Source organism: Paenibacillus sp. GCM10023250 (assembly GCF_042653205.1).
In the GTDB taxonomy this organism is placed as follows: Bacteria; Bacillota; Bacilli; order Paenibacillales; family Paenibacillaceae; genus Paenibacillus_Z.
This window is the reverse complement of record NZ_JBHSHY010000003.1, coordinates 43,375-64,462: the sequence shown is the minus strand read 5'-3', so window position 1 is coordinate 64,462 and position 21,088 is coordinate 43,375. Positions and strand designations below refer to the sequence as shown.

Here is a 21,088-nt window from a genome sequence, read left to right as displayed (position 1 = left end):
CTACGGGAATGCTTATACGGAATGCCGGCTTTGACCAGCTGTCTGATAGGATACACCGTCAGGGATCGAAGCGGAAATAGCCTTAGTTCGGGAAATGCCCGAACTAAGGCTATTTTGTTTCTCGCAGGCATTAGGGCTGCATCAGCCTGAGGAGCAAGGATACATCGTTCGGGTCACCTACCGTGATAATCGTTTTCCCTGCCGCACCATTGAGATTTCTTACGCGGTCACTGCGCTCGGCGGTGGTGACGATGATATCCGCGCGCTTGATCGAAGCGTACAACTCCTGCTCAGGGGCATCGATATCGATGGTAAGGATCTCCGCGGTCGTATGCTTGACGATTTCATCCAGATAGAAGTAGCACGATTGCACTTTGCATTCAATGAATAAGTAGGTCGGGTGCACGTTGACGGATTGCCCATACAACTGTAAATAAGCGAACCCGGCTAGAAGCAGGTTTTCGGGAGGATAACTCGCTTCGCTAGAACGGATCATCATCTCTTGAACGAAGGGATAATAGGGGTTATTCCTCTTAAATTCTTCAATGTTCGCTTCGTTCGCGATTCGGGTCCCGCGGCCCTTTTGTATAATCAATAATCCTTCGTCCTTTAATTGAGAGTATACCCATTGTATGGTGTTGCGGTTGATGTCGAGATGGTCGGCTAGCTGGTTCGTGGAAGGAAGTCCGTCTCCAGGGGAGAGGACCTCATTGCTGATAAGCAGTTTAATTTGCTCTTTTATCTGAATGTTAATCGGCAAAGGTAAACTCGCATCAATCTTGATGAGGGATTCGATGTTAATGCCCAACATGCTCACCAACCTTATTAATTGACTAGTCTTTTAGTTATTTTTAAGTTTAATCAATTTCGGGATACGTTGCAAGCTGCGCCTAGAGCCGCTGTCCTGAATGTTCTTATTGACAAAAAGGCGAGAGGAAATTAGTATTAATATCAGGTTAACCAGATGACCAGATAAGTAAACAATACTGAAAAAGGAAAGTGGTGTTTCCTCCATGCATACCATGGCTGCCGTACGGAAACCAAAAAGCACTAGTTCCGTTCAATTTTTACCCGTTAACTTATTCGGATCCGTGATGGGTATTTCAGGCCTGTCTTTGGCTTGGCGCCAAGCGAGCACGCTATTTGGCACTGCACCTATCATCGCCGAAGTCATCGGAATTGCAGCGATTTTGGTATTTATCGTCCTTAGCATAGGTTATATTCTCAAGTGGATTCTATACCCGCGGAAGGTCATGAATGAATTTACGCATCCCGTTTCCGGAAATTTTTTTGGGACGATCACGATTTCCATCTTGTTGCTTTCCTCCGTGCTCGGTAGCTACAGTCAAGCATTAGGGCAAATCATTTGGATAATCGGAATGGCATCGACACTAACGCTTAGTTATATCATCGTTTCGCGGATTATAAACGGAAATCTAGAACTGAGCAGCGCGGTGCCTGCCTGGCTTATTCCCGGGGTTGCGACCATCGACATCGTTGTTGCCGGCGGGACGATGCCATTTCCATGGGTGCGTGAAATTAATCTGTTGTCCTTGGCGATCGGGGGAGTATTCGCGATTGTATTCTTCACCATGCTCATGTCCAGGCTGATTCATCATGCTCCGCTGCCGGCAGGTCTCAAGCCTTCCATGATCATCATGATTGCGCCGTTCGAGGTGGGTTTTCTTGGCTATACGAACTTTGTGCAGCGCATCGATCCGTTTGCATCCATTTTGTTTTATTTCGGACTGTTCTTATTCGTTGTCTTGTTCTTCAAAGTTTTCAAAAAGTCTATTCCGTTCGGCGCTTCCTGGTGGGCTGTCAGCTTTCCGATGGCGGCTCTCGGCAATGCCGCTTTGAAATATGCGATATTCGAGCCTTCATGGGTGTTAATCGCTTTATCAGCGATCATTTTGGCGGTGCTAAGCATTGTCTTGGCAGTTCTATTTATTCGATCTATATACATGCTGGTACATGGGGAACTGCTGAATGGATGAGCATCTATCGGTCTGAGCGATTGTTGCATTCTGAATATGTCATTTATAAAGTTAACCCTCATCATAGAGATTACGGAGGCTAAGATGGTTCATTCAAAATCAATCCATATCCTGCTTATGCTGCTAGCGGCATCTTTCTTGGGATTTACGGCGCCTTTGGTTGACTATCTGTACTCCCAAGGCTTTACAATCATGGATCTGACGAATGCGCAATACGGGTTCGCCGTCGTGATACTTTGGCTGATGATGCTGCCTGTCTTGAATCGGATCCGTTTCCCGAAGGGGAAGGATTTGCTGCTCATCATTGGAACCGGGGCAACGTCTGCTTGGGCGATTTATTTTTATTTTAAATCCATTACGCTGCTGCCCGTTTCACTAAGTATCGTCTTGCTTTTTCAAGTCACTTGGATTGTGACCGTATTGGATATCATCGTGAAGCGGGTATTGCCCTCGGTTCAGAAATGGATCGGCATTGCATTTATTCTTGGAGGAACAATTCTGGCAGTGGGGTTGTTTCAATCGGAGCTCCCGCATCTTTCATGGATAGCGATCGGATATGGTTTGCTGGCCGCCGTTTGCTTCGGTATCAGTCTTTATTTGCCTGAATATATGACGAAAGATTCTTCGCCGTTTGCGCGGGCCGCGTTGACCCTAACGGTAGGCGCGTTCTCGCTGTTTCCCCTGTATCCGCCAACGTACCTGACTAACGGCGCTTTGTTCCACGGGTTATTAGGCTGGGGGATAATCACGGGACTCATTGGACAAGTGCTGCCTTTACTATTCATGCTGGTAGCGATTCCGAAAATCGGCGGCCGCATGGCCGGGGTTCTTAGCGCCGTCGAGTTACCCGTCACGGTGGTGAGCGCGAACTTCTTACTTGGCGAGACGATCTCCTGGTTCAGATGGTTAGGTATTTTATTGATCTTAATAGGTATTTGCTGCAGCGAGATCATGAAGCCGACATCCCATCAAATAAATGCGAGAGAGAACTAAGGCAACAATGCGCAGAATTTCTAATTCATAGTTGACTTATAGGAATAATCAATTTATGATTAACCCATTAGAACTAACGAACTTACCGGACCACCGGAAGTTTCCTATTGCTCATTCTCCTACGATGGAGCTTTGCACAGGGAAACTTCCGGTTTTTGCGTTGTCCGGATTACTCAATTGGGGTGGTTATCATGAAGAGACGCTTTACTGCTTACCGCAACCGCAATTTGTCCTTACTTCTCATCGCCTTGCTTAGCATGACCCTTGCCTTGGCCGGCTGCGGCTCGAACGGCTCGAATGGCGCGGCGAATACCGGTCAGTCGGGGAACGCGGCCGCGGACGCGAACGCCAAGCCGGCGGAGTCCGGCAGCAAAGTAATCCGCATCGGCTACCAGAAATACGGTACCGTCAATATTTTGAAAGCCCAAGGAACGCTGGATAAGCATTTGGAAGCGGAAGGCTACACCGTGACGTGGACGGAATTTCCCGGAGGGCCGCAGCTGCTGGAGGCCTTGAACGTCGGCAGCATCGACATCGGCCATACCGGCGAAGCGCCGCCGATCTTCGCGCAAGCGGCCAAGGCTCCGCTCGTCTACTTGGCGCATGAGCCGGCAAGCCCGAACAGCGAAGGCATCCTCGTGCCCAAGGATTCGAAGATCACCTCGCTTGCCGATCTGAAGGGCAAGAAGATCGCGCTCAACAAAGGCTCCAACGTCCACTATTTGCTCGTCAAAGCGCTCGAGAAGGCGGGTGTCGGCTACGACGAGATTACGACGGTGTTCCTGCCGCCGGGAGACGCCAGGGTCGCCTTCGAGAACGGCACCGTGGACGCTTGGGTCATCTGGGACCCGTTCCTGGCGGCGGCGCAAACCGCAACGGGCGGCAAGCTGCTGACCGACGGCAAGGACCTCGTGTCGAACGTCGAGTTCTATCTCGCGTCCCGCAAGTTCGCCGAAGCGAACGGGCCGATCATCGATATTTTCAAGGAGGAGCTGGACAAAATCGACAAGTGGGCCGAGGCGAACCAAAAGGACGTCGCGGAGCTGCTGTCCCCGCAGCTCGGCATCGACGTTCCGTCGCTGGAGCTGGCGGCGAAGCGCAGAGGCTACGGCCTGCTGCCGATCGACGATGCCATCCTCGACGCCCAGCAGAAAATCGCCGATACGTTCTTGAACCTGAAGCTCATTCCGGAAGCCATTCAGGTGAAGGATGCGACGCTAAAATAACGAACGGCGCTCGCGGTTCCTTGGCTTTGACTCTAAGGCGCATAGCCTTCATAATCCGACAACGGAAGGGTGTATGACAATGGAAGTATTCTGGTTTATTCCGACGCATGGCGACGGACGCTATCTGGGCAGCGCCGAGGGCGCGCGCGTCGTCGATGCCACCTATATGCAGCAGATCGCGCAGGCGGCCGACCGCCTCGGCTATGGCGGCGTGCTGCTGCCGACGGGCACCTCGTGCGAGGATGCGTGGGTTGCGGCTTCGTCGCTGATCCCGGTGACGGAGCGGCTGAAGTTTCTGGTCGCGCTGCGCCCGGGGCTGATGTCGCCGACGCTGTCCGCGCGCATGGCGGCGACGTTCGACCGCCTCTCGAACGGGCGGCTGCTCATCAACGTCGTCACCGGCGGAGATCCGGTCGAGCTGGCGAGCGAGGGCGTATTCCTCACGCATGACGAGCGTTACGAGCTGACGAGCGAGTTTCTCGATATATGGCGCAGAGAGCTGAGCGGCGAGCGCGTCGATTACGAAGGCAAGCATCTGCAGGTGAAGGACGGCAAAGTGCTCTATCCGCCGGTGCAGAAGCCGTATCCGCCGCTCTATTTCGGAGGATCGTCCCCGGCCGGCCAGGAGGTGGCGGCGGATCATATCGACGTCTATCTGACTTGGGGCGAGCCGCCGCAGGAGGTCGCGAAGAAGATCGACCAGGTTCGCCGCATGGCGGCCGACCGGGGCAGGACGGTTCGCTTCGGCATCCGGCTGCACGTCATCGTCCGCGAGACGTCCGAAGCGGCATGGCGGGAAGCGGACCGCCTGATCAGCAAGGTCGACGACGACGCGATCGCGGCGGCCCAGAAGGTATTCGCGCGCTACGATTCGGAAGGGCAGAAGCGGATGTCGAGGCTGAACGGCGGCGACCGGAGCCAGCTCGAGATCTATCCGAACCTGTGGGCGGGCGTCGGCCTCGTCCGGGGCGGCGCCGGCACGGCCCTCGTGGGCAACCCCGAGGAAGTGGCCGGGCTCATGAAGGAGTATGCGGCACTCGGGATCGACACGTTTATTTTGTCCGGCTATCCGCACTTGGAAGAAGCGTATCAATTCGCCGATCTCGTCTTCCCGCTCCTGCCGCTGAACGGCGTGCGGCCGGCGGGCGGTCCGTCCTCGACGAGCCCGTTCGGCGAGCTCATCGCCAATGCGATCAAGCCTGCGGAGCGGGCGGCCGCCCGATAGGAGGAAGCAAGGATGAAGCGTCCATCAACGCGTAACTGGAAAACCGGCACGTTATCGATCGGACTCGAATGGCTGATCCCGATCCTGATCGTCGCGCTCTGGCAATGGTTCGGCAGCATGGGGTGGATCTCGGCGCGGATTCTGCCGACGCCCGCGTCCGTCGTGGAAGCCGGCATCAAGCTGATCCGGAGCGGCGACTTGCTCCACTATATCGGCGACAGCACGAAGCGGGCGCTCGTCGGCTTCGCGATCGGCGGCGGCATCGGCTTCGCGCTGGCGATCCTGAACGGCTTGCTGCCGCTTGCGGAGAAGCTGACCGACTCGTCGATCCAAATGATTCGCACGATTCCGCATTTGTCGCTGATCCCGCTGATCATCGCCTGGTTCGGGATCGGCGAGCAGGGCAAGATCTTTCTCGTCGCGCTCGGGGTCGCCTTTCCGATCTACTTGAACACGCTGCACGGCATCAGGTCCGTCGACACGGGCCTGATCGAGATGGGCCGCACGTACGGCCTGCGGGGATTTGCCCTGTTCCGGACGATTATCTTCCCTGGCGCGCTGCCGTCGATTCTGGTCGGCCTGCGGTTCGCGCTCGGCATCATGTGGATTACGCTGATCGTGTCGGAGACGATATCGGCCAACAGCGGCATCGGCTATATGGCGATGAACGCGCGGGAATTCTTCCAAATGGACGTCGTCGTGCTGAGCATCGTCATCTACGCGCTGCTCGGCAAGCTGTCGGATTGGGTGGCGAAGCTCATGGAGAGGAGTTGGCTGAAATGGCATCCGCATTATCGGCAAAGCAAGTAGTCCAGACGCCGCAAGCGGCCGCCGCGAGCGAAGCTCCGGCACGCGGGCTGACGGTCGGCGTGCACGGCGCGGTCGTCCAATTCGGCGACCTGACCGTGCTTCGGGGGCTGGACCTGACGATTCCGGCGGGGCAGTTTTTGGCCGTCGTCGGCCGCAGCGGCTGCGGCAAGAGCACGCTGCTTCGCCTGCTGGCCGGCTTGGAGCAGGCGAAGCAGGGCTCCGTCACTATCGGCGGGTCGAACGGGGCCGGACTGCGCTCCGACGTGCGGGTCATGTTTCAGGACGCGCGGCTGCTCCCGTGGAAGACGGTGCTCGATAATGTTCGCATCGGCACGCAGGGCGGCGGCCGCGACCAGGCGCTGGAGGCGCTGGAGCTGGTCGGCCTGGCCGACCGGGCGAAGGCGTGGCCGGCCGTGCTGTCGGGCGGGCAGCGGCAGCGGGTCGCGCTGGCGCGGGCGCTCGTCAGCGATCCGAGCCTGCTGCTGTTCGACGAGCCGCTCGGCGCGCTCGACGCGTTGACCCGCATCGAGATGCAGCAGCTCATCGAGCGGTTATGGCTGAAGCGGAGATTCACCGCCGTGCTCGTGACCCACGACGTGAGCGAAGCCGTGGCGCTTGCCGACCGCGTCGTGCTGGTGGAGAACGGTTCGATCTCGCAGGACACCGCCATCGCGCTGGCGCGGCCGCGCGAGAAGGACAGCGGCTTTACCCATTATGAGAGCGGCATATTAAACCGCGTGCTGGGCAGACATCCGGGCGGCGCCGATCAGGCAGGGTTTGCGATCTAGCGCTGCGCGGCATGAAGCCTTGACAGGAGCCTGAATAAGGAAGAACCGAATCCCCCGCCGAGCGGGAGGAGCGGTTCTTTTTTTGTGCGGCCGGCGGTCATTGCGCTGCTGAACGCATCCGGCTTTTCACCGCGCGAACGGCAGGAACGTCCCCTTCCGGCAGCGAACTTAGTAGGTATCGGTGAACCTTCGACGCTCCCCTTTATTGAACGCTTGGCTCTCCCGGTCGATGTCCTTGTTCTCGTTTCAACCGTCTACAGGAATAACGGCAGACGCACTTAACGAAAAGGAGTGAAGTCATGAAATTATTGCTCACATCCGCAGGCATCAAGAACCAAAGCATCCGCGACGCGCTGGTCGACATGCTGGGCAAGCCGATCGCCGAATCGAACGCCCTCTGCATTCCGACCGCGATCTACGCCATCCCCGGCGGCGCAGGCCACGCATGGGGATTCTTCAGCGGGGAAGGCGGCACCCCGATGTGCGAGCTGGGCTGGAAGTCCATGGGGGTGCTGGAGCTCACCGCGCTGCCCAGCATCGATGCAGACGTGTGGGTTCCGCTGGTCAAGGAAGCGGACGTGCTGCTCGTGAATGGCGGCGATCCCTTGTATCTGCATTATTGGATGCGGAAGTCCGGACTGGCGGAGCTGCTGCCGTCCCTGCGCGCCGTCTATGTGGGATTGAGCGCCGGGAGCATGGTGATGGCGCCGAATATCGGGCCCTACTTCGTGAACTGGACGCCGCCCGAAGGCGGGGGCGACGAGACGCTCGGACTGGTTGATTTCGCGATATTCCCGCATCTGGACCATGAGCTGCTGCCGTATAATACCATGGCGGCCGCAGAGAAGTGGGCGGCCGGGATGCGGGGGCCGGCGTACGCGATCGATGACGAGACCGCCATCAGAGTGATCGACGGCGCGGCCGAAGTGGTATCCGAAGGGAACTGGAAGCGGTTTTCGGTCTGATCGTACCGTTCACGGCGGATTCGTCTGCCTATCATGAAACTACGAGGCGAGGGGAGAGGATTCACCATGATCTATGAATTAAGAATTTATACCATTCTTCCGGGCAAAATCGATGCGATCCGGGAACGTTTCTCGGCGCATACCTTCGGCATCTTCAATCGGTTGGGCATGGAGGTATGCGATTTCTGGGAGGAGCATTCGGGAGAGCAGCCGAAGCTCTATTACACGATGCGATACGACAGCATGGAAGAGCGGAATCGCCAGTGGGAAGCGTTCCTGCAGGACAAGGAATGGAACGAAGTGAAACGCAATTCCGAGCTGAACGGCAAAATCGTCGATCGCGTCGAACAGATCTTTTTGAAGCGCGCGGAATATTTTCATAAACGCTAACCGTACGCAGGGTAACGCCTGGATGACAACCTATACGAGATTCGCAGCGGGAGGAATATACGCATGAAATATCGCAAGCTTGGCAAGAACGGTCCTGAACTATCCGTCATCGGCTTCGGATCCTGGGCGATCGGGGGAGGCGGATGGGCCAGCGCTTGGGGCAATCAGGACGACGAACTTTCGGTGGAGAGCGTGCGCGTCGCCTTGGATAACGGCATCAACTTCTTCGATACGGCGGCCGTGTACGGGCTCGGTCATTCCGAGGAGGTGATCGGAAGCGCGTTGAAGGGCGACCGCGACAAGGTGGTGCTCGCGACCAAGTGCGGGCTCGTCTGGGATGAGAACAAGACCATCTCCAAGAACGGTACCTACGACTCCATCCTCCGCGAAGCCGAAGCATCGCTGCGCCGTCTCGGCACCGACTATATCGACTTGTATCAGATGCACTGGCCGGATACGGATACGAACGCCCCGGCGGAAGAGACCATGCGCGCCATGGAGAAGCTCGTCTTGGACGGGAAAGTGCGTTATGTCGGCGTCAGCAATTACAACGTGCCGTTATTGAAGGCGTCGCTTGCCGTACGGCATGTCGATTCCCTGCAGCCGCCGTATTCCATTCTGAGACCTGCCGTCGAAGCGGAGATCTTGCCGTTCTGCCTGGAGCAGGGCATCGGCGTCGTCGCGTACAGCCCGCTGACCTCGGGTCTCCTGTCCGGCAATTATACGTACGACACGACATTCCCGGCCGACGACTGGCGTTCCCGCAACGCCGCGCATACCGGGGAAGGGCTGAGGAAGAACGTGGACCGCGTCGAGAAGCTGAAAGGCATCGCGGGCCGGTACGGCATCACCGTGCCGCAGCTGGCCATCGCTTACGATCTGGCTCATCCGGCGTTGACGAGCGCCATCGTCGGCGTCCGCAAGCCGAGCCATATCTTGAGCGTCCTGCCGGGTATCGACGTGGAGCTGGATGAAGCGACGCTGGCGGAAATCCGCAAAATCGCCGTCGAGTAACCCTGTCCGCGCGCGCACCTCGAGCACCGCGCCGTAAGCCAAAGCCGGTCGAATCCATTTAGGATCCGACCGGCTTTTTTTCGTGCTGCCAAGACGACGCCGCGGATAACGACGGGTGAACGCCAAGCTAACGACAGCCCGTTCACCGCGCAACATCGTATATTTTTACCCGAAATCGTAGTTTTGTATATGGGAACCGGTCCCGATTCACTCTAGAATAATAAATGTAAGCCTTTTCAAAACCGTTGCGCATCCCCTGTCCAACGCATGTACAACGCATGTACGCGGATGCGATGACCTAGCTATGGAGGCCGAATATGGAACGAACGAAGATCATCATCGATACGGATATCGGCGACGATATCGACGACGCGCTGGCCATCGCCTTTGCGCTGGAATCGCCCGAGCTGGACGTGCTCGGCATTACGACGGTGTTCAGAAACGTGACAGCCCGGGCGAAAATCGCGGTTCGGCTGCTCGAGCAGGCCGGGCGCGCGGACATTCCCGTCTACGCCGGCGTCGGCCGTCCGATTCTGAACCAAGCGGACGTCGACGAGATTCCGAACCAGTACGACGAAGAAAGGGACGGAGGAGCGTCCGGATTCGGCACGAACGGCATCGACTTCATCATCGAGACGGTCATGAAGTCGGACGGCGCGATTACCCTGGTGCCGATCGGCCCGCTGACGAATATCGCGATCGCCATCCTCAAGGAGCCGGCGCTCCGGAGCAAGGTGAAGGAGATCGTCCTCATGGGCGGCTGCTTCTACAGCCATCTGAGCGAATGGAATATCCGCTGCGATCCGGAGGCCGCGAGAGTGGTGTTCGAATCCGGCATCCCGATCCGGGCGGTCGGCCTGGACGTGACGGTGCAGTGCGTCCTGACGCAGGCAGACGTGGACCGGCTGATGACGAGCCCGAAACGGTCGGCCGCGTATCTCCCGGATCTGCTCGCCCGGTGGCGGAAGGTGACGGACCACCATCCGATGCTGCACGATCCACTGGCCGTCTGCGCCGTATTCGACGATCGCCTGCTCGAATTCCAGCAGGACGAGATCGTCGTGGAGACGCAGGGGGAGTTTACCCGCGGGCAGACGTATAACCGAAGCGCGCTCTACTGGCGCGGCGGCGCCGACCGGTCCGTCATCCGGGCCGCCAAGCGCGTCGATGCGGACGCGTTCCTCCAGCTGTATATGGACAGAGTGTGCCGCTGAAGCAGCCACGATGCCATGCCGCCATGGCTCCATATCGCCAATTCGCAACGACTCGCGGACGAAGGAAGGGATAGCGGTTGAACAAGCACGGCATTCTCTATGAACTCCGTAAGAATCGAACCTTGGTTCTCATGGCGCTGCCTGCCGTATTATTGGTGGTCTTAATCTCCTACATCCCGATGGCGGGGATTATACTGGCGTTCAAGGACTACCGGTTCGATCTCGGCGTGTTCGGCAGCCATTGGAACGGGTTCGAGAACTTCAAGTATTTCTTCAATTCGGGAACGGGGCTGCGGGTCACGCGCAACACGATTCTGTACAATCTGCTCAATTTGGTCACCTCGCAGCTGTTTGCCATCATGATCGCGATCTTCATTAACGAGATGAGAGGGAAGTATTTCAAGAAAGTCTCGCAATCGATCATCTTCCTTCCCTTCTTCATCTCCTGGACGATCGTCGGCGTCTTCGTGTACAACATCTTCAACTATGAGACCGGGACGCTGAACTCGGTGCTGAAATCCTTGCACATGGCTCCCGTCAACCTGTACGACACGCCCACGGTATGGATCTTCATCATCTGCTTCTTCAACTCCTGGAAGTGGGTCGGCTATACGTCGGTCATCTATATCGCGTCGATCCTCAGCATCGACGCGGAGTGCTTCGAAGCGGCCGAGATCGACGGCGCGAACGTGTTTCAGAAGATCTTCTACATTACGATTCCGTCGATCAGCCCGACGATCTTCATCATGTTCCTGCTCAACATCGGCCGGATCCTGCGCGGCGACTTCCAGATGTTCTATCAGATTATCGGCAATAACGGCCAGCTGTTCGACACGACCGACGTCATCGATACGTTCGTCTTCCGGTCGCTGCTGACGAGCGGCGATATCGCGATGCCGGCCGCGGCGACCTTCTATCAATCCGTGCTCTGCTTCGTCATCATCATGGCGGTGAACGGTTTCATTCGCAAGACCAGACCGGACAACGCCTTGTTCTAGGATGCATACCCGAGCAGTGAGCGGAGCTCACGACCAGGGGTAAGCCGATGACGCTGCCGCGAGGAGAGGTGACTTATGGAGAACAATCTGGCTGCCGGCCGGACGGGGAAGATTCCCAATACGGCAGGCGCGAATCTGTTATTCAACGTAATCAGCTATACGGTCGTGACCGTGGCGGCGATCCTATGCCTGCTGCCGTTCGAGATTCTCATCTCCGGCTCGTTCACGGACGAGAGCGCGATCGCCCTGAACGGGTACGGCATTATCCCGAGCCAATTCTCGCTCGAAGCCTATCGCGTGCTGTTCAAATTCCCGGAGGCGATCATACGGGCCTACGGCGTATCCATCTTCATTACGGTGGTCGGCACGATCGTCGGGCTGTTCCTGACTTCAATGACGGCCTACGTGATGAACCGCAAGGACTTCAAGTACCGGAACAAGCTGGCGTTCTTCTTCTACTTCACGACGCTGTTCAACGGCGGCATCCTGTCGACCTATATCTTCTTCGTGAAATACCTGCAGTTGAAGAACGATATGACCGCGTTGATTCTTCCGCTCCTCATCAACGTGTTCTACCTCATCGTGATGCGGACGTTCATCAGTTCGATTCCGGATTCGATCAGCGAATCGGCCAAGATCGACGGGGCGGGAGACTTCACGATCTTCATGAAGCTCATCCTGCCGCTTACGAAGCCGGGACTTGCGACTATCGGCCTGTTTTATGCCCTGGATTACTGGAACGATTGGTATAACGCGATGCTCTACATCACGGATGCGAACAAGTACCCGCTGCAATATTTGCTGTTCTCGACGCTGCAGTCCGCCGAAGCGATATCGCGGATCTCCAAGCTGGCCAGCGTAGCCGCGATATCCGTGCCGACCTTGTCGCTCAAGCTGGCCATGGCGGTCATCGCGACGGGGCCGATCATTCTCGTCTATCCGTCCGTGCAGAAATATTTCGTTAAGGGCCTCACGGTCGGCGCCATCAAAGGATAAGACCGGGCTCATCCGGTTTATCGCATAAACGAATTCAAGGGGGATGCGTATGAGAAGATCAAGCGGATTCACGCTGCTTCTGGCCGTCGCGCTTATCATAGCGATCGCGCTGACCGGCTGCGGCAATAACGCCGGCACGTCTAACGGCGGTTCAACGAGCGGCGGCAATTCAGCCGCCGGCGGCAATGCGGGCGGAACAGCCGATACCGGCAACGCCGGGGCGAAGTCGGATATCGACCTGTCCAAGCATGTCGACTTGACCATGTACCTGATCGGCTCGCCCGCCCGGGATTACGACATGGTGCTGGCCGAAGTGAACAAGAAGCTGGAGAAGGACTTGAACGCGACCTTGAAAGTGAACTGGGTCGGCTGGGCCGATTACGGCACCCAATACCCGCTGCTGCTTGCTTCCGGCGAACCGATCGACCTGATCTACGCGTCGACGTGGACGAATTTCTATCAGAATGCCCGGAAAGGCGCGTTCCTGGATATCAAGGACCTGGCCAAGACATACGCGCCGAAGAGCCTCGCCCAGATCACGCCGGACTTCTACAAGCAGACGGAAGTCGACGGCCACCTCTACGCCATGCCTGCCGAATTCTATCAGTACGGCGATATGGGCTATATCGTCCGAGGCGATCTCATGAAGAAATACGGCCTGACTTCGATCGACAGCATCGACGATTACGGCAAATACATGGATGCGGTCGTGAAGAACGATCCGCAGCTCGACCCGAGCGGCCAGATCAGCTCATCGGGCGGCATGGAATCGTATTATGCGGGCGCCCAAGGCTATTACGGCATTCTGTCGAGCCAATTTTCCCCGTTCTACGTGAACATGGACGAAGCCAATCCGAAGATCTTCAACTTGTACGAGACGGACGGCATATTGGATTACTTCAAGAAAATGAAAGAGTGGGGGGACAAGGGCTACTGGTCCAAATCGATCCTCTCCAACAAGGACGATAAAATGTTCACGGAAGGAACGGCCGCGTCCAAACTGCATAATCAAGATAGCTGGAGCGGGTCGTACATCGAGCATCCGGACTGGGATATCCAATTCTATCTGAACAGCAAGTATACGTATAAGACGCAAGCGATGCAGGACGGCATGGCGATACCGGCCTCGTCCAAAAATCCGGAGCGCGCGCTGATGTTCCTGGAATTGCTGCGCACGGACCGAAGCTACAACAATCTCCTGACGTACGGCATCGAGGGCAAGCATTATGAAATTACGGCCGACAATAAGCTGAAGCCGCTCGATCTGGACGGCTTCGCGCCGGACGGCTATTGCTCCTGGGGCTTCAAGGCGCCCGAGCTCCGCTACGAGGTGGTCGATTCGCCGCCGACCATCGGCGACGTGCGCCAGAAGCTGGCGGATCGGGCGAAAGAGAACCCGTACGCGCTCTTCACCCCGGATTTCGAGCCGGTCAAGAACGAAATGGCCGCCGTGACCAACGTCGTGCAGCAATACGCGTTCCCGCTCAACTACGGCTACGTCAAAAATCCGGAGGAAGGGCTGAAGACGCTCGTGTCTAAAGTCCGAGCCGCGGGTTCGGAGAAGATCATGGCCGAGATGCAGAAGCAGCTGGACGCGTTCCTCGCGGCCAACCCATAATCCGTGTAAACAGAAAGGTTCAGGAGGGGCGCATCCCTCCTGAACCTTTTCGTTTACCGGAAGCGAATCGGGATTCGGATCTCGACCAGCGTGCCGTTGCCCGGCGACGAGCGGTAGGCGAGGCCGTATTCCGGGCCATAGCAGAGCTTGATCCGGTGGTCGATATTGCGGATGCCGTATCCTTGGACTTCATCAGTAGCGTTCGCGTTCGCCAGCAATCCTGCGGCCTGTTCCGAAGGCATCCCCACGCCGTCGTCCTTGACCGTCAAGACGATCTCGTCCAGCTCGAGACGGCCGGCAATGGCGATGGTGCCCCCTTCGCTGTCCCTGGCTTCGAGGATGCCGTGTATAATGGAATTCTCGACGAGGGGCTGGAGGATCAGCTTCAGAATCTCGCAGCCGTACAGCTCGGGGTCGACCTGCAGGTCGAGCTTGATCTTATTATCGAACCGCAAATTCTGAATTTGCACGTAGGCGCGAATGTGATTGATTTCGTCTTCGATGCTGACGATGTCCTTGCCCTTGTTCAGGCTGAGCTTATAAAACCTGGCCAGCGATTGCGAGATGACCGCGATGTCGGGCACGCCGTTGTCGATGGCTTTCCAGTTGATCAGCTCGAGCGTGTTGTACAGAAAATGCGGATTGATCTGCGCCTGGAGCGCCTTAAGCTCCAAATTTTTGATTTCCTTGCCGTTCTGGTACTGCTCCTCGACGAGCAGCCGGATGCGCTTGACCATGTGATTGAAGCTGTCGACCAGCTCGCCGATCTCGTCGGGAATGGCAGCGTCCACTTCTACGTTCAGGACGCCCTCCTGAACCAGGCGCATTTTCTTCTTGAGCAGCAGGATGCGTTTGACCGTGGCACCCGTAATTAAGTAAGCCAGCCCATAGGAGACGAGGCCGCATGCGAGCATCAAGACGAGCATGAGGTCGCGGATGCGGATGCTTTGCCTGAAGATCTCCGTCAGCGGGATCGCCGTCACCATCGTCCAATCCGTGTTCTCGATCGCTCTCGTCTTGACGACGTAGCCGCGGCTTCCGATCGTCGCGTCGGTCCATGACCGGCCGTCGTCCGGCGCGTCCCGGATCAGCGCCGGGTCCGGGTTGATACGCTTGAACTGGTCCTCGTTGGAGCAGCTGACGATATCGCCGTTCGCATTTTGAATATAGACGACGCCGTCGTTCGTGATGTTCGCTTTCTGCAGAATCTCGTCGATGATTTCCTTAAGAATGTTCAGCTCGATAATGCCGATGATCTCCGTCGTCTGCTCGCTGTTGCGAATCTTGCGCAGCAGCGAGACGACCGGTACCGGGTCGAGATTGCTGTTGTTGTTCGTGATCGCATGCTCCGGCAGCCAGTTGACCTTGTCCTTGGACGCGAGCAGCGCCCGGTAGCTGTCGGTGCGGGAGAAGGCATCCATGTCGAAGAAATTGAAGTTCTGTCCGGCATACATGAGCCAACCGGGCACGTACAGGCTGGCCCGATAGACATCCTCCGCGTTCTGAAAGCTGTTCAGGACGTATTCCAGCTTCAGCCGATCGATGTTCTGCTGGACGTAATCCTCCGCGAACGTCTGCTTGTCCCGGGTCAGCATCGTCTGCACGTCGGCGTTGAAATAGATCACGTCGGACGCCTTGATCAGCGTGTTCACCTTATAGCTTAAGAACGTGTAGGCTTGGTCGAACGACTGGTCGGCGGAATGAAGGATCTGCTTCTCGTAATCGCGCGAGACGTTCTTGTACGAGAACGAAGTCATCAGCGCGAGCGGCAGGAAGATGAGGATGAAATAGGAGATCAGGAGCTTGCCCCGAATATGCATGTTCGTGAACAGCCCCGTTATGGTCCGCAGCGGATGTCTCACGGTTTATGTCTTCTCCTGAATTGCGTCGGCGTCATGCCGGTTATTTTTTTGAACGCCTTCGCGAAATAATTGGCGTCGTTGTAGCCCGACCGCTCCGCGACCTCGTACAGCTTGGATTGCGGCTCCATCAGCAGATCCGCGGAACGCGCGATGCGGACTTCCGTGATATACTCGCTGATCGTCTTGCCGGTCTCCTTCCGGAACAGCGACGAGAGGTAGGTCGGCGTCAGGTGGACATGCTCGGCCAGCATGTTCACGGTGATTTCCTTGTCGCCGTAGTTGCCCTGGATATACTTCTTCACGTCCTGCACGGCGCGGGAGTTGGATTCCAGGCTCGCCATGCGGTCGAGGAGAGCGGCTGCCCTGCGCAGGAAGTAGTCCTTCAGCTGCTTGAACGTGCCGATCTTGGACATCATCGCCCAGTCGTATTCCTCCTGCCCGGATTCGGGCTGGCTCGGGTGCAGGCCGCGCTTCTCGCCTTGCTCCGCGAGCAGGCGCAGCATGCGGTAGAACAGGTTCTTAACGTCGTCGACCGGCGTGCCGGTCTTGGTGCGAATGGTCTGGTACAGCCGGTCCGCGAACGACAGGATCGCCTCCTTGTCCGGCTCCTGCAGCAGCTTCGCGTAGGATGGCAGGAGCTCGCGCGCGATGCTGTACGCGGCGAACGGCTTGTCGGCGGCATAGACGATCGTGCCGAAGTCGTAGTAGAACAGATGGCTCAGCAATTCGGCCGCCGTCTCGTAGGACGCCCGGATGCCCGGCCAGCCGGGCGCGGCGATGCCGGCGAGCCAGGACAGCTTGGGACAGGGCGGATCGCGATCGCTCAGATGCGCCGTCAGCAGGGCGTAGACCGCGGCCAGCTCCTTCTGCCGGTCCGGCCGGTGCGCGGAGAGGACGACGATCCGGTCGGCATCCTGCATGACGGCCAAGTGCGCGAAGCCGTTCGAAGCCTGATGCAGATAGTCGATGATCCGGTTGGAGCCGCGCAGCCTCGCCTCGTTCGGCGTGCCCTCGTCGTAGGCGGGGACGACGATGGACGCCGTATACGCGCAGCCGGGGGCGAAGGAGACGCCGGCAAGCCGCAGGCTGCGCGTCAGTTCGTCGTCGCCGATCGTGCCGCGGATGAGCCCGCTTACGATTTTCTGCCGGATGAACGGCAGGCTCTCGGTCAACGTCAGGTTCAGGCGATCGGCGTTCCGATCGTCCCGGCACTGCCGCACGGCCTTGGCGATCACCTCCTGCAGCTCGCCGATATTGATCGGTTTCTCGACATAACTGACCGCGTTAATGCGAATGGCGGCCTTCAAGTATTCCTTGTCGGAATGCCCGCTCAGGAAGATGATCTTGCAGGCGGGCAACCGTTCCCGGACCGCGGCGGTGAAGTCGATGCCGTTCATGCCGGGCATGCGGATATCCGAGACGACGATATCGGGCTGCAATCGGATCGCCGCTTCGAGGCCCTCAATGCCGTCCTTCGCCTCTTCGACGACCCCGACGCCCAGCTCCTGCCACCGGATATGCTTCATCAGGCCCTTCCTCGTGTCGGACTCGTCCTCGACGAGCAGAAGCTTCATCATGCGAGTTCACTCCCGATCCTGTAGTCGCGCAAGACGTCTGCGTATGGGAGCGCCTGGCCGCCGCGCCGCCGCGTATGCCGGGCCTCCCCGCACTTCGTCTCTTTATTGTTGAAAACGATTACATCTAAGAAGATTATACGTGATCCTGTCCGATATGCACAGGCAAACCCATTCCGCCCTGCAGGCATATGGTAGTGTATCGGAATTGCCGATCAATCGGGGGTAACCGGAATGACGAAGGAAATCGTAATCGCGGCGGTCGGCGATTTGTTAATGAAGCCGCTGCTTCTTAGAAGCATTCGTACGGGCGGGCAAGCGGGAGGGTCGGACCAGCAAGGAGAGACAGGCTACGCGTTCGGGCAGTTGTTCGAGCCGGTGGCCCGTTATTTGCGGGACGCGCACTTGACGATCGGCAATCTGGAGACGACCTTCGCCGGCGGCCGGGAGGCGGACTTCACGAGGACGAAGCGGAATCCGAAGAATCGAAATCCGGTGTTCAAAAGCCCGGACGCATTAGCCCCGGCGCTGGCGGCAGCCGGCTTCGACGTGGTCACGACAGCCAACAACCACTGCGCGGATTACGGCGTTCGCGGACTGAGGCGGACGCTGGACGTGCTCGATAAGCACGGCCTCGGCCATGCCGGGACCTACCGGAACGCGCAGGAATCGCGGGCGCTCTGCGTGCGGAACGTCGAGGGCATCCGGATCGGCATCTTGTCGTATACGCGGGATACGAACGGCATGGCCGTACCGAAGAACCAGCCGGCGGGCGTTCACAAGCTCGCGCGCGCCAGAATCCGCAGCGATATGAAGCGGCTGCGGGCGGCCGCGGATTTCATCATCGTGTGCATGCACTGCGGCTTCGAGTACGATCACAGCCCGGCCCTTCACCAGAAGCGGTGGGTCCGCTTCCTGTTCCGGCACGGCGCGGACGCGGTGCTCGGCGCGCACCCGCATGTCCTTCAGCCGGCAGTCATGCGAACCGTGAAGGACGTCGCGGGCCGGACGAGGAAGCGGTTCTCCATCTACTCGCTCGGCAACTTGGTCTCGACCCGGCTGCACGGCAAGGACGCGGCTCTGACCGGGATGATCGTCAGGCTGAAGCTGCGCAAATCTGGCGGCCGGGTCCGGCTCGCCGGCGTGGAAGGCATCCCGACCTGGGTAAGCCTCGCCAAGCGCGGCAAGGCCGGAGCGTGCCGCATATTGCCGCTGCATGAAGCGGTCGGCAAGCTGAGCGAATATCCCGCGGAGCAGGCCGCGCGAATGCGACGCGCCTATCAAGGGACGCGCCGCATGTACGGCGGGGTGCTGCCGCTTCCGAACGATGAGTGACCGTCTGTAAACCGTCTGCCGCCGGCAGACGGTTCTTCGTAATGGCGGCACGCCGCACGGCGGCAAGCCGCAATCGTTTAGGAGCCCGCATAAAGAGAACCAATCGGCCTTGCGCAAGCTTAGGGCGAGGCTCCGGGGCTTTTGGCGTGCCCGTATAAGTGGGGATTGCGCTGATTCTATGCGGCTGGCGGAATATTAGGATCCTCCTAAAAATATTCATAACAGAAACGCTAAAATCACATAACAGATCATGTACGAATGGGTAACGGTTTGCTATAGTAGAGATATGGAAATGTAAGCGTTTACTGTAGCGAACAATGCCGCTTGACGAAGGGGGATTGGGTTTGCGCGAATTAGAGGCGTCAGGGGCGCCGATCTTGGATGTGCGCAACGTGACGCGCGTTTTCGGAAGAGGGGAGACGCAGGTCGTTGCGCTAAGGGGGGCCACGCTCCGCGTCGGCGCGGGTTCCTTGATCGCGCTGAAGGGGCGGTCCGGCTCGGGCAAGACGACGCTGCTCAACATTATGGGCGCGCTGGACGCGCCGAGCGAAGGCGCGGTCTTCTACGGCGGCAGAGACGGAAGCCGCATGAGCGAACGGCAGAAGAACGAGATGCGCAAGCAGGAAATCGGGCTGATCTTCCAATCGTTCGCTCTGGTGCCGTACTTGAGCGCGTTCGAGAACGTCGAACTAGGACTGCGGATTGCCGGCGTGCCGGCTTCCGGCCGCAAGCGGCTGGCCGAGGACGCGCTCTTCTTCGTCGGGCTGGCGCAGCGCATGCATCATCGTCCGCAGGAGCTGTCCGGCGGCGAGCAGCAGCGGACCGCGATTGCCCGGGCCATCGCCCATAAGCCGAAGCTGATCCTGGCGGACGAGCCGACGGCCGAATTGGATTCCCGCATGGGCAAGCAGATCATTGAAGTATTCCGCGAACTGGTCGGCACCTTGGGCGTCAGCGTCGTGCTCACGACGCACGACCCCCACATCATGGATCTCGTCGATCAGGTTCATGCACTGGAGGATGGGCGTATTGGTTCGGAAAGCGTCAAGCGAGTATAAAGCCCGGGCGCTCGCGCTCGGCGTACTGTTCGCCGCATGCTCCGCGGCGGCGGGCTGCAGCCTGCTGCCGCGCGAGCAAGCGCCCTTGAAGCCTCCGCTCGTCAAGCCGGCGCAGGCCGAAGTCCGGACAATCGACGCCAAGAGCGGAAGCATCGTGAAGCAGGTCGCGGGCTCCGCGACGTTCGTGCCGACGGAGGTCGCATACTACCAGCTGCGGAGCCCGGGCGTCATCCATTCGGTGGAGGTCAGGGCCGGCAGCGCCGTAAAGAAGGGCGACGTGCTCGTGACCCTCGAGAACGACGGAGCCGACGTCGAGCTGCTGGAGCGCCAGATCGACTACGAGCGCAAGAAGCTGGCGCTAGACGAGGCGGTCACGACCGGGAACGCGGAGCGCACGCATATTGCCAAGCTGGATCTCGAGCTGTCCGAGCTGCTGTACGACAAGGCGAAGGCGAAGGCCGACAGCAGCGTCATTCGCGCCGAGAAGGACGGCATCGTCTCCTATTCGACCGATTTGCAGCCCGGCGACCGCTTCGACGCGGAGCGGGTGCTGGCGGCGGTCGCCCGGCCCGACGGCATGCGCCTGGCGCTCGAAGCGGCCGCCAATCCGGCGCTCGCCGACATCAAGCTCGGGATGGAAGCGGACGTCACGTATAAGGATAGGACGTACAAAGGCAAGGTGGCGCAGACGCCGGCCTCCGCGCCGGAGACGGCCGACGAACGGCTGCGCGACGAATACGGCAAGACCGTGTACATCGAGCTGGACAAGCTGCCCGAGGGCGCCTCGTTCGGCGCGCATGCGGAGGCGAAGATCGTCGCGGCCCGCCGCGATCATGTCATCGTGCTTCCGAAGAGCGCGGTCCGCACGTACTTCGGACGCACGTTCGTTCAAGTGCTGGAAGGCGAGCGGCGCAAGGAGATCGATATCGAGACCGGTCTCGCCACCGCGACGGAATACGAGATCGTGAAAGGCGTCCAGGAAGGAATGAAGATCATTCTTCCTTAAGCCACCGGGGGGAATCGAG

Annotated in this window: 19 protein-coding genes; 16 read left to right on the top strand and 3 right to left on the bottom strand. The window is 58.5% G+C overall.

What is annotated here, in order from left to right; translation table 11 throughout:
• Positions 1-130 precede the first annotated feature (130 nt).
• Positions 131-811: a GntR family transcriptional regulator gene (locus tag ACFPB1_RS04875; protein ID WP_379222493.1), complete on the bottom strand. Its 681-nt coding sequence runs from the start codon at positions 809-811 to the stop codon at positions 131-133.
• Positions 812-1,013: 202 nt separating this feature from the next.
• Between ACFPB1_RS04875 and ACFPB1_RS04870 the strand changes: the two genes are divergently transcribed.
• The 13 genes from ACFPB1_RS04870 to ACFPB1_RS04810 all read left to right on the top strand — a co-directional run bounded on the left by ACFPB1_RS04870 (position 1,014) and on the right by ACFPB1_RS04810 (position 14,234).
• Positions 1,014-1,997, top strand: a complete 984-nt coding sequence (locus ACFPB1_RS04870) for an SLAC1 anion channel family protein (protein ID WP_379222491.1) — start codon at positions 1,014-1,016, stop codon at positions 1,995-1,997.
• Between the two features lie 84 nt (positions 1,998-2,081).
• A complete protein-coding gene (locus tag ACFPB1_RS04865; RefSeq protein WP_379222489.1) occupies positions 2,082-2,990 on the top strand; it encodes an EamA family transporter in 909 nt (302 codons plus the stop codon).
• Between the two features lie 191 nt (positions 2,991-3,181).
• On the top strand, positions 3,182-4,216 hold the full coding sequence (locus ACFPB1_RS04860) for a sulfonate ABC transporter substrate-binding protein (protein WP_379222487.1): 1,035 nt from the start codon (positions 3,182-3,184) through the stop codon (positions 4,214-4,216).
• Between the two features lie 79 nt (positions 4,217-4,295).
• The gene (ssuD, locus tag ACFPB1_RS04855; RefSeq protein WP_379222803.1) at positions 4,296-5,441 is read left to right on the top strand and encodes an FMNH2-dependent alkanesulfonate monooxygenase; all 1,146 of its coding nucleotides are present in this window, start codon (positions 4,296-4,298) and stop codon (positions 5,439-5,441) included.
• A 12-nt stretch (positions 5,442-5,453) separates the two neighbouring features.
• Positions 5,454-6,251 (top strand): aliphatic sulfonate ABC transporter permease SsuC, encoded by a 798-nt coding sequence (gene ssuC / locus ACFPB1_RS04850; RefSeq protein WP_379222485.1) that lies wholly within the window; start codon positions 5,454-5,456, stop codon positions 6,249-6,251.
• Positions 6,221-7,039: an ATP-binding cassette domain-containing protein gene (locus ACFPB1_RS04845; RefSeq protein ID WP_379222482.1), complete on the top strand. Its 819-nt coding sequence runs from the start codon at positions 6,221-6,223 to the stop codon at positions 7,037-7,039. The genes ssuC and ACFPB1_RS04845 overlap by 31 nt, the downstream gene beginning before the upstream one ends.
• 299 nt (positions 7,040-7,338) lie before the next feature.
• Positions 7,339-8,004, top strand: coding sequence for a Type 1 glutamine amidotransferase-like domain-containing protein (locus ACFPB1_RS04840; RefSeq protein WP_379222480.1), 666 nt, complete (start codon positions 7,339-7,341; stop codon positions 8,002-8,004).
• 66 nt (positions 8,005-8,070) lie between these two features.
• Positions 8,071-8,394 carry an NIPSNAP family protein gene (locus tag ACFPB1_RS04835; protein WP_379222478.1) on the top strand — a complete coding sequence of 108 codons (324 nt, stop codon included), beginning with the start codon at positions 8,071-8,073 and terminating at the stop codon, positions 8,392-8,394.
• 63 nt (positions 8,395-8,457) lie between these two features.
• Positions 8,458-9,408, top strand: coding sequence for an aldo/keto reductase (locus ACFPB1_RS04830; RefSeq protein ID WP_379222476.1), 951 nt, complete (start codon positions 8,458-8,460; stop codon positions 9,406-9,408).
• Between the two features lie 317 nt (positions 9,409-9,725).
• A complete protein-coding gene (locus tag ACFPB1_RS04825; protein WP_379222474.1) occupies positions 9,726-10,622 on the top strand; it encodes a nucleoside hydrolase in 897 nt (298 codons plus the stop codon).
• Between the two features lie 77 nt (positions 10,623-10,699).
• Entirely contained in the window at positions 10,700-11,620 is a 921-nt protein-coding gene (locus ACFPB1_RS04820) for an ABC transporter permease (RefSeq protein WP_379222471.1), read from the top strand.
• A 75-nt stretch (positions 11,621-11,695) separates the two neighbouring features.
• Complete coding sequence (locus ACFPB1_RS04815) at positions 11,696-12,616, top strand: carbohydrate ABC transporter permease (RefSeq protein ID WP_379222469.1); 921 nt, start codon at positions 11,696-11,698, stop codon at positions 12,614-12,616.
• A 49-nt stretch (positions 12,617-12,665) separates the two neighbouring features.
• Complete coding sequence (locus ACFPB1_RS04810) at positions 12,666-14,234, top strand: ABC transporter substrate-binding protein (protein ID WP_379222467.1); 1,569 nt, start codon at positions 12,666-12,668, stop codon at positions 14,232-14,234.
• A gap of 53 nt (positions 14,235-14,287) precedes the next feature.
• On the opposite strand, the gene ACFPB1_RS04805 is transcribed toward ACFPB1_RS04810, so the two are convergent.
• Entirely contained in the window at positions 14,288-16,096 is a 1,809-nt protein-coding gene (locus tag ACFPB1_RS04805; protein ID WP_379222465.1) for a cache domain-containing sensor histidine kinase, read from the bottom strand.
• Positions 16,093-17,673, bottom strand: a complete 1,581-nt coding sequence (locus ACFPB1_RS04800) for a response regulator transcription factor (RefSeq protein ID WP_379222463.1) — start codon at positions 17,671-17,673, stop codon at positions 16,093-16,095. The genes ACFPB1_RS04805 and ACFPB1_RS04800 overlap by 4 nt, the downstream gene beginning before the upstream one ends.
• Before the next feature lie 231 nt (positions 17,674-17,904).
• On the opposite strand from ACFPB1_RS04800, the gene ACFPB1_RS04795 reads away from it, so the two are divergent.
• From ACFPB1_RS04795 to ACFPB1_RS04785, 3 genes are all read left to right on the top strand, one after another.
• Positions 17,905-19,005, top strand: coding sequence for a CapA family protein (locus tag ACFPB1_RS04795; RefSeq protein ID WP_379222461.1), 1,101 nt, complete (start codon positions 17,905-17,907; stop codon positions 19,003-19,005).
• A gap of 317 nt (positions 19,006-19,322) precedes the next feature.
• The gene (locus tag ACFPB1_RS04790; RefSeq protein WP_379222459.1) at positions 19,323-20,063 is read left to right on the top strand and encodes an ABC transporter ATP-binding protein; all 741 of its coding nucleotides are present in this window, start codon (positions 19,323-19,325) and stop codon (positions 20,061-20,063) included.
• Positions 20,035-21,069 (top strand): efflux RND transporter periplasmic adaptor subunit, encoded by a 1,035-nt coding sequence (locus tag ACFPB1_RS04785; RefSeq protein ID WP_379222457.1) that lies wholly within the window; start codon positions 20,035-20,037, stop codon positions 21,067-21,069. Before ACFPB1_RS04790 ends, ACFPB1_RS04785 begins: the two co-directional genes overlap by 29 nt.
• Positions 21,070-21,088: the final 19 nt, after the last annotated feature.

What these genes read in the sequence shown, in the direction of transcription:
- ACFPB1_RS04875 (WP_379222493.1), bottom strand. Translation starts at nt 811, where the DNA reads ATGTTGGGCATTAACATCGAATCCCTCATCAAGATTGATGCGAGTTTA.
- ACFPB1_RS04870 (WP_379222491.1), top strand. Translation starts at nt 1,014, where the DNA reads ATGCATACCATGGCTGCCGTACGGAAACCAAAAAGCACTAGTTCCGTT.
- ACFPB1_RS04865 (WP_379222489.1), top strand. Translation starts at nt 2,082, where the DNA reads ATGGTTCATTCAAAATCAATCCATATCCTGCTTATGCTGCTAGCGGCA.
- ACFPB1_RS04860 (WP_379222487.1), top strand. Translation starts at nt 3,182, where the DNA reads ATGAAGAGACGCTTTACTGCTTACCGCAACCGCAATTTGTCCTTACTT.
- ssuD (WP_379222803.1), top strand. Translation starts at nt 4,296, where the DNA reads ATGGAAGTATTCTGGTTTATTCCGACGCATGGCGACGGACGCTATCTG.
- ssuC (WP_379222485.1), top strand. Translation starts at nt 5,454, where the DNA reads ATGAAGCGTCCATCAACGCGTAACTGGAAAACCGGCACGTTATCGATC.
- ACFPB1_RS04845 (WP_379222482.1), top strand. Translation starts at nt 6,221, where the DNA reads ATGGCATCCGCATTATCGGCAAAGCAAGTAGTCCAGACGCCGCAAGCG.
- ACFPB1_RS04840 (WP_379222480.1), top strand. Translation starts at nt 7,339, where the DNA reads ATGAAATTATTGCTCACATCCGCAGGCATCAAGAACCAAAGCATCCGC.
- ACFPB1_RS04835 (WP_379222478.1), top strand. Translation starts at nt 8,071, where the DNA reads ATGATCTATGAATTAAGAATTTATACCATTCTTCCGGGCAAAATCGAT.
- ACFPB1_RS04830 (WP_379222476.1), top strand. Translation starts at nt 8,458, where the DNA reads ATGAAATATCGCAAGCTTGGCAAGAACGGTCCTGAACTATCCGTCATC.
- ACFPB1_RS04825 (WP_379222474.1), top strand. Translation starts at nt 9,726, where the DNA reads ATGGAACGAACGAAGATCATCATCGATACGGATATCGGCGACGATATC.
- ACFPB1_RS04815 (WP_379222469.1), top strand. Translation starts at nt 11,696, where the DNA reads ATGGAGAACAATCTGGCTGCCGGCCGGACGGGGAAGATTCCCAATACG.
- ACFPB1_RS04810 (WP_379222467.1), top strand. Translation starts at nt 12,666, where the DNA reads ATGAGAAGATCAAGCGGATTCACGCTGCTTCTGGCCGTCGCGCTTATC.
- ACFPB1_RS04800 (WP_379222463.1), bottom strand. Translation starts at nt 17,673, where the DNA reads ATGATGAAGCTTCTGCTCGTCGAGGACGAGTCCGACACGAGGAAGGGC.
- ACFPB1_RS04795 (WP_379222461.1), top strand. Translation starts at nt 17,905, where the DNA reads ATGACGAAGGAAATCGTAATCGCGGCGGTCGGCGATTTGTTAATGAAG.
- ACFPB1_RS04790 (WP_379222459.1), top strand. Translation starts at nt 19,323, where the DNA reads ATGCCGCTTGACGAAGGGGGATTGGGTTTGCGCGAATTAGAGGCGTCA.